Origin of the sequence: Yoonia sp. I 8.24, from assembly GCF_022096995.1 — a bacterium.
Taxonomy (GTDB): domain Bacteria; phylum Pseudomonadota; class Alphaproteobacteria; order Rhodobacterales; family Rhodobacteraceae; genus Yoonia.
This window is the reverse complement of sequence record NZ_JACXGQ010000008.1, coordinates 47,432-61,194: the sequence shown is the minus strand read 5'-3', so window position 1 is coordinate 61,194 and position 13,763 is coordinate 47,432. Positions and strand designations below refer to the sequence as shown.

Sequence of the window (13,763 nt, the reverse complement as noted above, 5' to 3'; positions counted from 1 at the left end):
CCCGCCAAATTGGCGGGCATATCTTAGGTTATTCAGCCGTCAGCAGCGGGGGTTTATCGCCACCATCGGTGATCTTACCCTGTTCAGGTGCTTCGTAGCGCAGCACAAGCTCGCCTTTTTTCACGCCAACTTTCACGATCCCGCCTTTGACCAGTTTGCCAAACAACAATTCTTCGGCCAGCGGTTTTTTGATGTGCTCTTGGATAACACGGCCAAGTGGTCGCGCGCCCATTTTGGCGTCATAGCCTTTGTCCGCCAACCATTCCGCAGCAGCCGCAGACAGCTCAATATGTACATTCCGATCGATCAATTGCGCCTCAAGCTGCAGCACAAATTTTTCGACGACCTGCATGATCACAGGTTTTGGCAGCGCGCCAAAACTAATGACCGCGTCCAAACGGTTGCGGAATTCAGGCGTAAACGCCCGTTCAATCGCAGCTGTATCTTCGCCTTCGCGCGATTCACGACCAAAGCCCAGTGCGTTTTTCGACATTTCAGCCGCGCCCGCATTGGACGTCATGATCAAAATCACATTGCGGAAATCGGTCGTGCGCCCGTTGTGATCGGTCAGTTTCCCGTGATCCATAACCTGCAGCAAGATGTTATAAACATCTGGGTGCGCTTTTTCCATTTCATCCAGCAAAAGCACACAATGCGGATTTTGGTCCACGCCATCAGTCAGCATGCCACCTTGGTCAAACCCAACATAGCCCGGAGGCGCACCAATCAGACGCGAAACAGCGTGTTTCTCCATGTACTCGGACATATCAAACCGTAGGAGTTCAACACCGAGCGTATCCGCGAGCTGTTTCGCAACTTCGGTTTTACCAACGCCGGTTGGCCCCGCGAACAGATAATTCCCGATGGGTTTCTCAGGTTCACGCAGCCCAGCGCGCGCCAGCTTAATCGCGGATGACAAGGCCTCGATCGCTGTATCTTGGCCAAAGACCACGCGTTTCAGTGATTTCTCAAGGTCTTTGAGAACCTCTGCATCGTCCTTCGACACGTTTTTGGCCGGGATACGCGCGATTTTCGCGATGACGGCCTCAATATCCTTGGCGCCGATGGTTTTGCGGCGTTTCGATTCAGACAGCAAATGCTGGGCCGCGCCCGCCTCGTCAATGACGTCGATCGCTTTGTCGGGTAACTTGCGGTCGTTGATATAGCGCGCGGAAAGTTCCACCGCCGTCTTAATCGCGTCGGCTGTGTATTTGATCCCATGGTGTTCTTCGAAATAGGGTTTCAGCCCCTGCAAGATTTTCACTGCATCCGGAACCGACGGTTCTGTCACATCAATTTTCTGGAACCGACGTGCAAGCGCGCGGTCTTTCTCAAAATGCTGACGGAATTCTTTATAAGTCGTTGACCCCATGCAGCGCAGTTTCCCACCCTGCAGCGCAGGTTTCAACAGGTTCGACGCATCCATTGCGCCGCCCGACGTCGCACCAGCCCCGATGATCGTGTGGATTTCATCAATAAAGAGCACCGCATCAGGGTGGTCTTCGAGCTCTGTCATCACGGCTTTAAGCCGCTCTTCGAAATCACCACGGTACCGGGTACCTGCCAAAAGCGCACCCATATCGAGCGAATAGATTGTGGCTTCGGCCAAGACCTCGGGCACTTCTTTATTCACGATCTTATGCGCAAGACCTTCGGCGATTGCCGTTTTACCAACACCCGGGTCGCCAACCAAAAGCGGGTTATTCTTGCGACGGCGGCAGAGCACCTGAATGCAGCGTTCCACCTCGTGATTGCGGCCAATCAGCGGATCAACGTCGCCTTTCGACGATTTCACATTCAAATCAACGCAGTATTTCGCTAGCGCACTTTCTTTTGCTTCGCCCTCACCGGCCGAGATGGTTTCACCTTCCTCGGCAGACCCGGATACCGGGCGTTGTTCGCCAAATGCAGGGTCTTTCGCCACGCCATGCGCGATGAAATTCACCGCGTCATAGCGGGTCATTTCCTGTTCCTGAAGGAAATAGGCGGCGTTGCTTTCACGTTCCGCAAAGATCGCGACCAGCACATTTGCGCCGGTCACTTCGCTGCGGCCTGAGGATTGCACATGGATCGCCGCGCGCTGGATAACGCGTTGGAATGCGGCTGTTGGCACCGCTTCAGAGCCTTCAACATCAGTGATCAGCGTCGATAGATCATCATCAATGAAATCTTCCAAATCTTTGCGCAAATCATCAAGGTTCACCGAACACGCGCGCATTACGCGCGCCGCGTCGGGTTCATCAATCAACGAGAGCAAAAGATGCTCTAGCGTGGCAAGTTCATGCTTGCGATCATTGGCAAGGGCCAAGGCCCCATGAATGGCTTGCTCGAGTGTTGTTGAAAATGATGGCACTGGTGTGCTCCTTCATATCGGGGTCAGCGGGTGCCGTGGCACCAACCAACGTGGCCTCTTATCCTTAAGGTTTGGTTTTATGACGGAACCTTCAAGGACTTTTTTTAAATTTGGCTTCACAAAACGCGTGAAACCTCATTTTTTATGCAATTTTCAGCAGGTATCCAATCAATCACCGGTCAAAACTTGTCTTTTTGCGCGCGAATATAGGCAAAGACATCAGCATCACTTGCAGAATCCATCCCCAAAACAGCCTTAAGCGCCGGGTCATCAGCGCGCAAAAACGGGTTTGTCCGCTTTTCATCGCCTAAAAGGGACGGAACTGTAGGCTCGCTTGCCGCACGCGCAGCAGTAATTTGTATCCCCCTTGAGATAAGCGCCGTGTTCTCAGGATCAAGGGCCAGCGCAAATCGCGCGTTCGCTTCGGTGTATTCGTGTCCCGAACAGACAAGCGTATCATCGGGCAGTGCGCGCAGTTTTTGCAAGCTGTCCCACATCTGCGCGGGCGTCCCTTCAAACAACCGTCCACAGCCAAGCGCCATCAAACTATCGGCGGTAAACGCATAGCCCGGTTCAGCCAGATAAATCGCGATATGCCCAAGCGTGTGCCCTGATACGTCGAACACTTGCGCCTTTGTGCCGCAAAGGGTCAGATCTTCGCCCTCGGCAATCGCGAAATCCAAAGCGGGCAACCGGTGTACGTCGGCCTTGGCCCCGATCACACGCGCTGTCCCACGCAACGCATCAACGCCGTCAATATGGTCAGGGTGGTGATGGGTCAGCACGATATCGGTCAACACCCAACCACGCGCATCCAATGCGGCTTGAATCGGGGCAGCCTCTGGCGCGTCGATCAGCGCGGTCTCATCGCTCTGACTATTGTGCACGAGAAACGCGTAATTATCTGAGAGGCATGGCACAGTGACCAATTCCAGCCCGTTTGACATGTTTCTCATAGCAATGTGCCTTTCTATTGGTATGGTTCACCGTAATCTTTGCCCAAGGAACTACAACCGCAATGCATCTCGATGTCTTGAATTTGCGTCAATTCTACTATCGCAGCGCGCTTGGGCGAGCCGCGCAAAAGGTGATCCGCGATGAGTTGATGCAAATCTGGCCCGAAGCACAGGGCCAAATGGTGGTTGGGTTTGGCTTTGCCGTTCCGCTGTTGCGTCCCTTCTTGAAAGACGCGCGCCGGGTGATCGGGTTAATGCCGGGACCGCAGGGCGTGATGCCATGGCCACCGGGCGAAAAGAACCAAAGCGTGCTGTGCGAAGACACCCTGTGGCCGATTGATACCGGACAAGTTGATAAGCTGGTGATGATGCATGGGCTTGATACTACCGAACAGCCCACTGCCCTTCTGGATGAAGCATGGCGGGTGCTGGGGCCAGGCGGGCGGGCCGTATTTGTCGTGCCAAACCGGGCTGGGCTTTGGTCGCGGTCAGATAAAACACCGTTTGGCTATGGGCGCCCCTATTCGCTTGGCCAGCTCGAAGCGCAGCTACGCCAACACCAGTTCGTCACGGAACGCACGCTATCAACCCTTTATCAGCCCCCATCAAGCGGGCGCATCTGGCGCAAATCTGCCGGGCTGATCGAACGGGTTGGTCATGCAATGCCGCTCATCGCGGCGGGTGGGGTTTTGATGATCGAGGTCAGCAAGCAAAAGGCCGCATCACCACCAAGCGGGCTGACAGCAACAGTGCGCCGCCCCTTGCGGGTCCTTGAAGGTATCGCAAAACCGGCACCAAAACCTGAAACCGCGCGCAAGCCAACCTAATCTCTTGCTTGCATGCCTCTACAGTTTCGGGTCATGCACATGGAATGGATCAATTCGAAATATTTATGACCGGCACCCCGGGGCTTGAGCCCGCGCTACATGCCGAAGCCATCGCAAACGGTTTTGCCGACGCTAAGCTGACCCAAGGCGGCGTGACATTTATGGGCGGTTGGCCGGATGTGTGGCGCGCCAATCTCAAGATGCGCGGTGCCACGCGTGTTTTGGCGCGGGTTGGGTCGTTCATGGCGTTTCACCTTGCGCAGCTAGATAAGCGCGCGCGCAAATTCCCTTGGGGTGATATTTTAGACCCTAAACTGCCTGTTCGGGTCGAAGTATCGACAAGTCGTAAATCCAAAATCTACCACGCCGGGGCAGCAACCCAGCGGATCGAAACCGCATTGCGCGAAAGCCATGCAATGACCATCAGCGCAGATGCGACCATCGTGATTAAGGCCCGGATCGACGACAACCGGGTGACGATCAGCATCGATACCTCGGGTGAAAGCCTGCACAAACGCGGACACAAGGAGGCCGTCAACAAGGCGCCAATGCGTGAAACGCTCGCGGCATTGTTTTTGCGTGAATGCGGATATGATGGAAATATGCCCGTGTTAGACCCGATGTGCGGTTCGGGCACCTTCTTAATAGAAGCCGCTGAAATCGCGCGTGGGCTTGATCCGGGGCGCACCCGCAGTTTCGCGTTTGAACAATTGGCTAGTTTTGACCCAGACCAATGGGCGCAGATGCGCGCGCAATCCCCGACAGAGACAGAGCAGCGGTTTTTCGGCAGTGATCGCGATGCGGGCGCTATCCGAATGAGCCAAGCAAATGCAAAGCGCGCCGGTGTGGATGATCTGATCACCTTTCAAAACCACCCCGTCACGGATTTACAGCGCCCCGACGGCCCGCCCGGCCTAATTGTCTGCAACCCGCCTTACGGCGGACGGATTGGCAACCCGAAGTTGCTATTCGGGCTTTATGGAAGTCTTGGGAAGGCCTTGAAAGAGCGCTTTGCGGGATGGCGCGTTGGGATTGTTACCAGCGATGCCGGTTTGGCCAAGGCAACTGCTCTGCCCTTTAAACCCAAAGGGCCACCCGTCCCACATGGTGGGCTCAAGGTCTGGCTCTTCCAAACTGGTCCACTTTAGCTTTGCGCTTGTAGCGTAATGATCGGGCCGCCTGCGGCTTGCGCGTCATCTGCATCATGGGTCACCATCAGCACCGGCAGCGACCGCGCCTTTGCACGGGCAAAGACCAAGTCACGCACCTGCGCACGTAAGGCGGCATCAAGGCGCGAAAATGGCTCATCCAACAGTAACGCACAGGGCTCTGATAGCAGCATACGCATCAAGGCAACGCGCGCCTTTTGCCCACCAGAAAGCGTGGCGGGATCACGATCTTCAAATCCGGCGAGATCAACCTCAATCAGCGCCTGCGCGATCTTATCGCGTCGCTCAGTCTTGGTGCCACCGGGCGCGAGGCCAAAGGCCAAATTCGCCCCAACCGAAAGATGCGGGAAAAGCAGGTCATCTTGGAACAAGATGCCAACCCGGCGCTTATGCGCGGGTAAACCCGTAATATCCTGACCGTCTAACATCACAGACCCTTGCGCAGAAAAATCCGCAGGCAGGGTCCCTGTGATAAACGCAAGCAAGGTTGACTTCCCAACACCCGACGGCCCCATAACGGATAGGACCGCACCCGGTGCAATGTCATGTGATACGGTTAGCAATCGCCCTTTCTGGCTAGAAATTTCGATATTCCGCAGGAATAGACCCTTATCCATCGCGTAATCCTTTTCGGTTGCTCCACAGCATCGCCGGGAACGCAAGCGCCAGCGCAAAGGGCAGCAATGCCGCCCCGGTTTGCAAGAGGCCGTAAACTCCGATCGCCCGGCGATCCGCCCCTGATGCCAATGCGACAGCTTCGGTTGTCAGTGTCGTGACCCGGCCACCGCCAATCAACAATGTTGGTAGGTATTGCCCAACTGAAACAGCTAACCCGACCGCGAGCGCTGTTAAGATCGGGCGCAACAGCATCGGCAAACGTACCCGCCACAACACCGCATCCGGGCTTGCGCCAAGCGCCGCAGCAACAGTGCCCGTGCGCACATCCCACGCCCGAAACGGGGCTGAGAGTGACAAAAACACATAGGGAAGTACAAAAACCAAATGCGCCAGCATGACAGGAAAGCGCCCGTTTTCGGCGCCAATGCCCAGCATGAGCGTCTGTAGCCCCGGCAAAAATGCCGTTTGCGGTATGAGCAGCGGCAGATAGAGCAACCAAATGCCGCGCTGCGTGACCCGCAAACCGTAGCGGTACTCAGCCTCTAGGCAGCCGATGGTCAGCGCAAGCGCCACAATAGAAACCGTCACGGCGATCACGGCGGTTTCGCCTAAGGCCGCGAGCGCGCCCGGCCCGTGCCGCATCCAATTGCGCAGCGTAAACCCATCCGGGAATGCGTCTGGAAAACCCCAGTACCCAGCAAACGACCAAATCGTAAGAACAACCAGCCCAAGGAAAACAGCTGCAGATGAAACTCCGCCAAAAAATAGTGCTCCTTGGGCAAGAATAGGATCGAATTTACCGCGCGCACCCCTTGCCACCCAGCCCTGTCCAAGCTTGGCGATAATGCCTTCGGCCACCCGCCATAGGACCAATACGCCGATCACCAACCCAAGCTGCAACAGCGCACCTGCCGCCGCCAATAGCCGCATGTCAAGATCGGGATCCGACATCCATTTTACGATCTGTACGGATAATGTTGGTGGCGTGTTCGGCCCCAAAATCACGGCCACGTCGACGACTGACATCGCATAGGCCAGCACGACATAGACCGGCAACCTGATCTGCGCATAGACCCTTGGGAATACAGTTTTCATCCAGCCCGTGATCCGACCATAGCCCAAGGCTTGAGCAATCTTAATACTGCTTTGGCTTTGCGCCTGACCAAGGGCGGCAATGCTGATCAGGATCAAAAATGGTATTTCTTTGACGATAAGCCCAGCCATCATCGATAGGCCCAAAGGGTCTTGAACGATTAAGACGTCAGGCGGACGGTCCCAGCCTGTGATCGCTGGCGACACCAGCCGCGCAATCCAACCTGAGGGCGCAATCAAGAAAGCCAGCCCAAACGCGGCGGCGGCATGTGGAACCGAAAGAAGCGGCGAAAGTAGCCGTTCTAACGTCCGAAATGCGCGTGTGCCTGACCAGCCAGCCAGCAATAGCATTACCGCGCAAAGCGAGATAACCGTCGCGCCAACCCCGGTTGTGATGGATAACAATGCCGCGCGCGGCAGGCCAGGCCAATCCAAGACAGCGTGAAACGGATATAGCGACGGCCCGGTTAGCCCAGCCGCAGGCAAATGCCCAAAGGCAGGAAGCAATGCGCCCCATAGCCCGGCAGCAACCGGGCCAAGCATCAGCAAAAGCGTCAACGCAGGAAGAGCTGGCAAAACGGGACGCCGCATTAGATCACACGCCCCGCAATCATGTTATTGCGCAACACCATACCGCAGCGCCCAATCATCCGCGATGCGTGTCATCCAGCTTGGGTGCGGCTCTGCTTGAATAGCGCCTAATTCAGCAGGTGTGAGGGTCGCGACGCCTAGTTCCAGCCCGTCAAATACGGCGCGGTCTGCTTCGGTCAATGCTTCCATATTTAGAACTGTGCCATATCCCAATACCGCTGGGTCTTGGGCGCGCGCTTGGGCCTCCGGGGACATCAGGAAATCGGCGACAATCATTGCCCCTTCTTTAGACCCTGAATTATAGGGAATCGCGACAAAGGACGCGTTGCCGATTGTGCCGTTGTCCAAGACGAATGTGCGCACAGTGTCAGGCAGTTCATAGTTCGCAATCGCGGTTGAGGCCGCACCGGGGCTGAACGAGATCGAAAGATCAATTTCCCCATCTGCAATCAGCGGGAACATGGCCGTGCCCGTCGCAGGATAGGCTTTGCCATCACGCCATAGATGCGGAGTTAATGCATCCAGATAGGCCCAAAGCGGAGCTGTCACCGCATCGTAGTTTTCGTCTGTTGCAGGCACTTGCAACGTGTCAGGGTCTTCCAAGATGTCGACCAAGACCTGTTTTAGAAACGTCGTGCCCAAGAAATCCGGTGGCTGCGGATAGCTAAAGCGACCGGGGTTTTCCTGCGCCCATTCGAGCAAGGCCTGCATTGACCCGAGTGTTTCCGGCATGGTTGCCGTGTCATGCACGAGAACGACCTGCGCCATGGCCCACGGGCTTTCGTATCCGTCCGTTGGCACTGTGAAATCTGTTTGCACGGCTTTGCCATCAACATCAACCAGCGCCCAGTTTGGCAAGCTTTCGGCATAGGGACCAAACAGCAGGTCGGCATCTTTCATCGCCGCAAAGTTCGACCCGTTAATCCAAATCATATCAATCGCGCCGTCGTCATCTTCGCCGGCCTGCTTTTCAGACAAAACGCGGGTCACCGCATCTGCGGTATCCGTTAGCTTTACATGCTCTAACGTCACCCCGTATTCGGCCGCAACCCGGTCCCCGACCCATGCGATGAATTCGTTGGTTGTTGTCGATCCACCCCATGCGTTCCAGTAAACGGTTTGTCCGTCTGCAGCCGCAATCACGGCATCCCAATCGGCTGGATCGACATCAGCGAGCGCTGGCAAGGGGGCCAGCAGTGCGGCCAAAACAGAGAGATGTTTCATCAAGAGGTATCCTTTATGCAGTGTAAATCTGTTTTGCGGCATAGATCCGCAGGCTCGCCGTCACGAAACAAAGCGCGCCAAATGCCCACGAAAGCGGGGCAAAATAGTCGGGCAATAGGCAAAGCAGCACAAAAAACACGATGGTTTCTGTGCCTTCGAGAATGCCATTGGAGTAATAGAGCGACTTTTGCCCCTGCGCATCCGTCTTAAGCCCATGTTTTTCAGCCAAGACTGCATAGCCCAGAAAGCTCGCGCCATTGAAGTAGAACGCCGTCAGCAAGAACGCCCCCGCCGCGCCATTGGCGATGGGCGATAGCCAGACAAAGCCCATGGGAATGGCCCCATAAAACAAAAAGTCGGCCGTAATATCGAGATAGCCACCAAAGTCGGTTTTCTTGGTCGCCCTAGCCACCGCGCCATCCAGTCCATCGGCCATGCGGCTTGCCAGCAGCGGGATAAGCGCCAACATTGGCGCGCCAAGCGCGATGACAAGCGCCGCGAATAGCCCCAGCCCTAAGCCAATCAACGTCACGCTATTCGCAGTCATGCCTATCGCAGCAATACCGCGGCCCAGCCTGTTCAATGGCGGGTCAATCAATTGGCGTGCATAGCGGTCGAGCATTCTTCCATCCCTTAAGTCCACATCTTGTCGCCGATGCCGCCAAGCGGTGCAATCAGGCTGACACGAATGTGAGACAACCACCGTTTTTTGACACATTAGCCAGTTGCGATACGCGGACGCCCAGATGCGGTGACCCGCAAAATAGCTTCTATGAACATGTGTTTGTCCGCTATTTTGGCCTGCTTTATATCGCGATCCACGCTTACCCGGGGGGCGTCAACCCCGGCGGCTTGGGCCTTGGCCGTAACATGTGCAGATAGGCCTGCTTCAAGCGCAGCCAATCCGACCTCTTGATTATCATAATGCTGCGGCCCGTCGGGAAGATGGGCCGTGAAGCCGCCATTGTCAGACGCGACCAACGATCCCGTCACAGAAACCCGCACCTGCCCAACGACCGCACCAATCGCATTGGCCACTTCCCCATGTTTGGGTAAGACCATCTGCGCACCAAGCCGATCGCCGACTGCGCCGTAATATGTCGCAGCCGACGCCCCAAGCCCAACGACAGGCACGCCAAGGCTCAACTGCATCTGTAAAATTCCCTGATGCCTGTTGAGCCCTGCACGTGTGAGCGCATGTTGGGTCAGCGCAGCCGGATCATCCGCAAAACCATCCTGTGCAAAGCTGGCTTGCAATAAACAGTCAACGGTTTGCGCAACCAATTGGTCGACAATCATCTGCCCCAGCGTCGCGGGATCAGCAGCTACACGCTGCCCGCTGCCATTGCGGCGACGCGCAAACAAAGTCGCGGCCTTGATTGCCGCAGACTTGTCCCAACTCTGCGCGAGATTCAACACATGCGCCGCATCCGAGGGGGTAAGCCCCGCGAGCATCACAAAGCCGCGTTTGATCAGGCGCCCGAGCGCCGGGTTCTCATTACGTGTCTGAACGGCCTCGCCCAGCCGCAAAGGTCCCGCCGCTAACCGCTGTGCAATCGTTGTTTCGCGCGCATCTAATCCTTGCGGCATCGTTTTCCACACGGGAATGACAAGTTGACCACCATCCGCAGGCGGAACGTCATGTGCCAATGCGCGATCTAAGGCTGCATGAACCAATTCCGGAAACTGCACGGCCGCCAATGACAAGGGCATTAATCGGCGCGGACCCAAATGTAACCCGCCATTCAGACCGTCAGTTATATGGACCTCGCTATCGCCACCCAAGCCCGTCGTGCGCATCGCAACAGCTTCGACCATGGTGCGAAACGGACCGACCCGCGCGCCGCGCGGGTCAATCTGTGGGCACCCATCCTGGAGCAAGCAAACATCTGTGGTGGTGCCGCCAATATCGCTGACCAGCGCGTTGTTTTCACCAGTCAGCCAGCTTGCACCAGCAACCGATGCGGCTGGTCCGCTTAAGATGGTTTCAATGGGTTTTTCGCGCGCAACATCCGAGGAAATCAGTGCCCCGTCCCCGCGCACGACCATCAGACGCGCACCTATACTACGGGCGCGCAGATGCGCTTCACACGATGAAATCAGCCCATCAATAAGCCCAATCAGGCGGGCATTTAACACTGCGGTCAACGCGCGTTTTGGACCACCCAACCCCTGTGACAGCTCGTGCGAGCACGTAACCGGCTTGCCGGAGTACCCGCGAATGGCATCGCGGACTGCGACTTCATGGGCTGGATTGCGGGTTGCGAAACTTGCGGCGACTGCAAATGCCGTTACCCCAGGATCAAGCCCTTCTAACGCTGTATTCAATGCAACCAAGTCGAGCGGAGCTATTTCAACACCGCCGTGATTATGGCCACCGTTTAACGCAATAACCGGGTCACCACCCATTGCGTCATTCAGGCCCGCACGCCGTAAATCGGCCTCTTCGAACCCAATCGCAATCAAGGCGACACTGCCGCCGTGTCCTTCGACCAATGCGTTGGTGGCCAATGTGGTCGACAGGGAAACCATTGCAATGTCTGATGGGGTCACATGCGCATCTGCAAGCACCCTATCAATTGCGGCACCGACACCAATGGATAAATCGGGGCGCGTCGTCAGCGCCTTTGCGGTTGCCCGAACGGTGTCTGATGCCTCGTGCAAGACGACCGCATCTGTATATGTTCCGCCCGTGTCGACACCCAAGAGATACGCCATCGGTCTCAGCTACCGCACTATTTCAAACAGCATTTGTTCGTCATTTGACAGGGGAACAGGGCGCAACCAATCCGCCGTTTCGCCCATCGCTAAGCCGCGCACAAATATGCTTTTGTAAGAATAGCCGCGACATAAAAGCAGATGGGTCGCGGACGTGTTTTGCGAATAGGCTTTCATCTCCTCTGCTTCCATCTGGAACGGAACAATCCCATTCATAAAGGCGGCGGTGCTGCGATGATAAGGGGCTGAAATGGCCGCGTGATGCGTCGCCCACATCAATGAAGGGCCGTAATTGACATGCGATAGAATGACGGCCGGCGGGACATCGTTTAGTGCATTCAAGGAGGTATAGCTGCGGCAATTGTCCTGTGTAGCGACAGCCGTGCTGTTGCTAGACGGAAGCAGAGGCATCAATGCCTGAACAACCGTCACCGGCGACACAATCAAAATGGCAATAACCAGTGCAAGCAATCCATCTTTCAGGTCGCGGGTTGTGAAATAGCTTCGTCCATAATGGGCAATCACCACGCCGCCAATCATCGGCACCACGCTGGCCGCGATAATGACTGTCCGCATCTGTAAAAGCATCATCGGCAGCCCGATCAGACATAATATCAGCAGCAGACCTATCGGTTTACCCATTGGATCGCGACGTGTTTGCACCCAAAGTATTGCGCCAAAAATCAACGCCGAAAAGATCGGGAGCACAAAGACCAACGCGACCGCAGGTTTTGAAATTGCGTAGACGATCCCCGGTTTTGCTTCGGTAATTTGCGTGCTGATCAATTCTTGCAGGTCCGATGGAATCTGTGCGTAGGGCCCCGCAAGACAATGCGCCAGCATGGGCCATGCAAGCGCAAGCCCGCCCGCAGTAACCACCGCCGCGACGCCAAGACTGCGGATCGGTCGGACTTGCGCCCCAGCGACAGCGACGGATAGCAGGCTTGCCGCCATTGCGATCGCAACCAGGCTCAAGGTTGGTCGGGCCAGTTGATCACACATCAAATCCATGCGGATATCAGGCCCGGTTTGACCAAGCCAGAACACGGTGCTTCCTGCCCCAAGCGCAAGACAAAATGCGATCAGTGTATGCCGGGTCTGTCGGGTGGCCGCAAATACAGCATGCACCAAAAGAACCGTCCCGACGCCCACGATAAACACAAGGCTTTCAAGCCCAACGGCCAACGAAAACGCACCTGCAAACCCACCGATTATACCGGCCATAATCGGGCGGCTTGGCCAAATCACGGCAAAGGCCATGATCACCATCATCAGAAACTGAACGTTGTGATGATCGAGGTTGCCTGCACTCGTATGTAAATCAGCCGTCAACGGCCAGATCACCGTGCACACCATCGCGAAACAGGCCGCAGTGACACCAAAAACCCGCCGTGTGCCAAACCCGATGATCAACAAAGTGAGAACCATGATGAGCGTCGGCCAAGCTGTCACGGCAATTTGCTCGGCAGTCTCGGGGCTAAAGAACCATGACATGGGCACGATAATGGCCGCAATTCCCGCATCAATGTAGCGCGACCAATGCAGTGACACACCTTCTGGCGGGATCAACCGGTATTGCCGGACCTCATACCAGCCTTGCCCAGCAAGCCAGTCGCGCACGGACAGCAGCCGCATAACGTCATCGTTGCCTTTGGTCCCAAAATCTTCGCGCAGCGTCATCCCGTCAACGGCGGCTTTACCGATAACCAGTGCCAAAGCTGCCAGAATCACAAGTAAAAATGCGTTGTCACGCAGGATGCGCAAGACGGGAGTGCTTTTCATAACGGCATCCTTTGTTGATTTGGCGCAGTGCATATCATCTTAATCAATGTCGCGAAACGCGATCTGGCGCGCGCCCCAAAAGTTGAGAAACATACCCACAAACGACCCCGATATGAAAGCAATGATGATCACCTGGGCGTCAGCGCCGAATGTACGAATTACGCTTGTGTATACACAGTAATTAATTGCCGTCCCGACCAATTGCACTGCGAGGTAGCGGTTAAACTGTCGGCGTTTCCCAGACCTTCCAGCACTCCCAAATGTCCACACCCGATTCAGGCCCCATGTGACGACAACGGCCAAGGGGAACGATAGCGCCCGCGCGATATAGGGGTTTAGCCCCGATGATAAGAAAATCCACAGCGCGCCGCCGTCGACAACAAAGCCCACGGCGCCAACTACTCCAAAGCGCATGATTTGCCCGACAAGGCCC

At 56.0% G+C, this 13,763-nt stretch carries 11 protein-coding genes; 2 read left to right on the top strand and 9 right to left on the bottom strand.

Features of this window, described 5'->3' with window-relative positions; translation table 11 throughout:
- Positions 1-28: 28 nt before the first annotated feature.
- Together clpA and gloB are read right to left on the bottom strand one after the other, a co-directional pair.
- Positions 29-2,353: an ATP-dependent Clp protease ATP-binding subunit ClpA gene (gene clpA, locus Yoon_RS15155; protein ID WP_238113318.1), complete on the bottom strand. Its 2,325-nt coding sequence runs from the start codon at positions 2,351-2,353 to the stop codon at positions 29-31.
- Positions 2,354-2,532: 179 nt separating this feature from the next.
- Positions 2,533-3,309, bottom strand: a complete 777-nt coding sequence (gloB, locus tag Yoon_RS15150) for a hydroxyacylglutathione hydrolase (RefSeq protein WP_238113317.1) — start codon at positions 3,307-3,309, stop codon at positions 2,533-2,535.
- A gap of 62 nt (positions 3,310-3,371) precedes the next feature.
- Between gloB and Yoon_RS15145 the strand changes: the two genes are divergently transcribed.
- A complete protein-coding gene (locus Yoon_RS15145) occupies positions 3,372-4,136 on the top strand; it encodes a methyltransferase domain-containing protein (protein WP_238113316.1) in 765 nt (254 codons plus the stop codon).
- A gap of 65 nt (positions 4,137-4,201) precedes the next feature.
- Positions 4,202-5,284 (top strand): class I SAM-dependent RNA methyltransferase, encoded by a 1,083-nt coding sequence (locus Yoon_RS15140; protein WP_370642188.1) that lies wholly within the window; start codon positions 4,202-4,204, stop codon positions 5,282-5,284.
- On the opposite strand, the gene Yoon_RS15135 is transcribed toward Yoon_RS15140, so the two are convergent.
- The 7 genes from Yoon_RS15135 to Yoon_RS15105 all read right to left on the bottom strand — a co-directional run bounded on the left by Yoon_RS15135 (position 5,281) and on the right by Yoon_RS15105 (position 13,744).
- Positions 5,281-5,922, bottom strand: a complete 642-nt coding sequence (locus Yoon_RS15135) for an ATP-binding cassette domain-containing protein (protein WP_238113314.1) — start codon at positions 5,920-5,922, stop codon at positions 5,281-5,283. The genes Yoon_RS15140 and Yoon_RS15135 overlap by 4 nt on opposite strands.
- Complete coding sequence (locus tag Yoon_RS15130; protein ID WP_238113313.1) at positions 5,915-7,606, bottom strand: ABC transporter permease; 1,692 nt, start codon at positions 7,604-7,606, stop codon at positions 5,915-5,917. Before Yoon_RS15130 ends, Yoon_RS15135 begins: the two co-directional genes overlap by 8 nt.
- A gap of 24 nt (positions 7,607-7,630) precedes the next feature.
- The gene (locus Yoon_RS15125) at positions 7,631-8,830 is read right to left on the bottom strand and encodes an ABC transporter substrate-binding protein (RefSeq protein WP_238113312.1); all 1,200 of its coding nucleotides are present in this window, start codon (positions 8,828-8,830) and stop codon (positions 7,631-7,633) included.
- 13 nt (positions 8,831-8,843) lie between these two features.
- Positions 8,844-9,452, bottom strand: a complete 609-nt coding sequence (locus Yoon_RS15120; RefSeq protein ID WP_238113311.1) for a CDP-alcohol phosphatidyltransferase family protein — start codon at positions 9,450-9,452, stop codon at positions 8,844-8,846.
- A gap of 95 nt (positions 9,453-9,547) precedes the next feature.
- Complete coding sequence (locus tag Yoon_RS15115; protein WP_238113309.1) at positions 9,548-11,548, bottom strand: hydantoinase/oxoprolinase family protein; 2,001 nt, start codon at positions 11,546-11,548, stop codon at positions 9,548-9,550.
- 9 nt (positions 11,549-11,557) lie between these two features.
- The gene (locus Yoon_RS15110; RefSeq protein WP_238113307.1) at positions 11,558-13,330 is read right to left on the bottom strand and encodes a hypothetical protein; all 1,773 of its coding nucleotides are present in this window, start codon (positions 13,328-13,330) and stop codon (positions 11,558-11,560) included.
- 39 nt (positions 13,331-13,369) lie between these two features.
- A complete protein-coding gene (locus Yoon_RS15105; protein WP_238113305.1) occupies positions 13,370-13,744 on the bottom strand; it encodes a GtrA family protein in 375 nt (124 codons plus the stop codon).
- Positions 13,745-13,763: the final 19 nt, after the last annotated feature.

Bases quoted from the DNA above. Each gene is read 5' to 3' on its own strand.
- gloB (WP_238113317.1), bottom strand. From the start codon at position 3,309: ATGAGAAACATGTCAAACGGGCTGGAATTGGTCACTGTGCCATGCCTC.
- Yoon_RS15140 (WP_370642188.1), top strand. From the start codon at position 4,202: ATGACCGGCACCCCGGGGCTTGAGCCCGCGCTACATGCCGAAGCCATC.
- Yoon_RS15125 (WP_238113312.1), bottom strand. From the start codon at position 8,830: ATGAAACATCTCTCTGTTTTGGCCGCACTGCTGGCCCCCTTGCCAGCG.
- Yoon_RS15105 (WP_238113305.1), bottom strand. From the start codon at position 13,744: ATGCGCTTTGGAGTAGTTGGCGCCGTGGGCTTTGTTGTCGACGGCGGC.
- Yoon_RS15110 (WP_238113307.1), bottom strand. From the start codon at position 13,330: ATGAAAAGCACTCCCGTCTTGCGCATCCTGCGTGACAACGCATTTTTA.
- Yoon_RS15115 (WP_238113309.1), bottom strand. From the start codon at position 11,548: ATGGCGTATCTCTTGGGTGTCGACACGGGCGGAACATATACAGATGCG.
- Yoon_RS15130 (WP_238113313.1), bottom strand. From the start codon at position 7,606: ATGCGGCGTCCCGTTTTGCCAGCTCTTCCTGCGTTGACGCTTTTGCTG.
- Yoon_RS15145 (WP_238113316.1), top strand. From the start codon at position 3,372: ATGCATCTCGATGTCTTGAATTTGCGTCAATTCTACTATCGCAGCGCG.
- Yoon_RS15135 (WP_238113314.1), bottom strand. From the start codon at position 5,922: ATGGATAAGGGTCTATTCCTGCGGAATATCGAAATTTCTAGCCAGAAA.
- Yoon_RS15120 (WP_238113311.1), bottom strand. From the start codon at position 9,452: ATGCTCGACCGCTATGCACGCCAATTGATTGACCCGCCATTGAACAGG.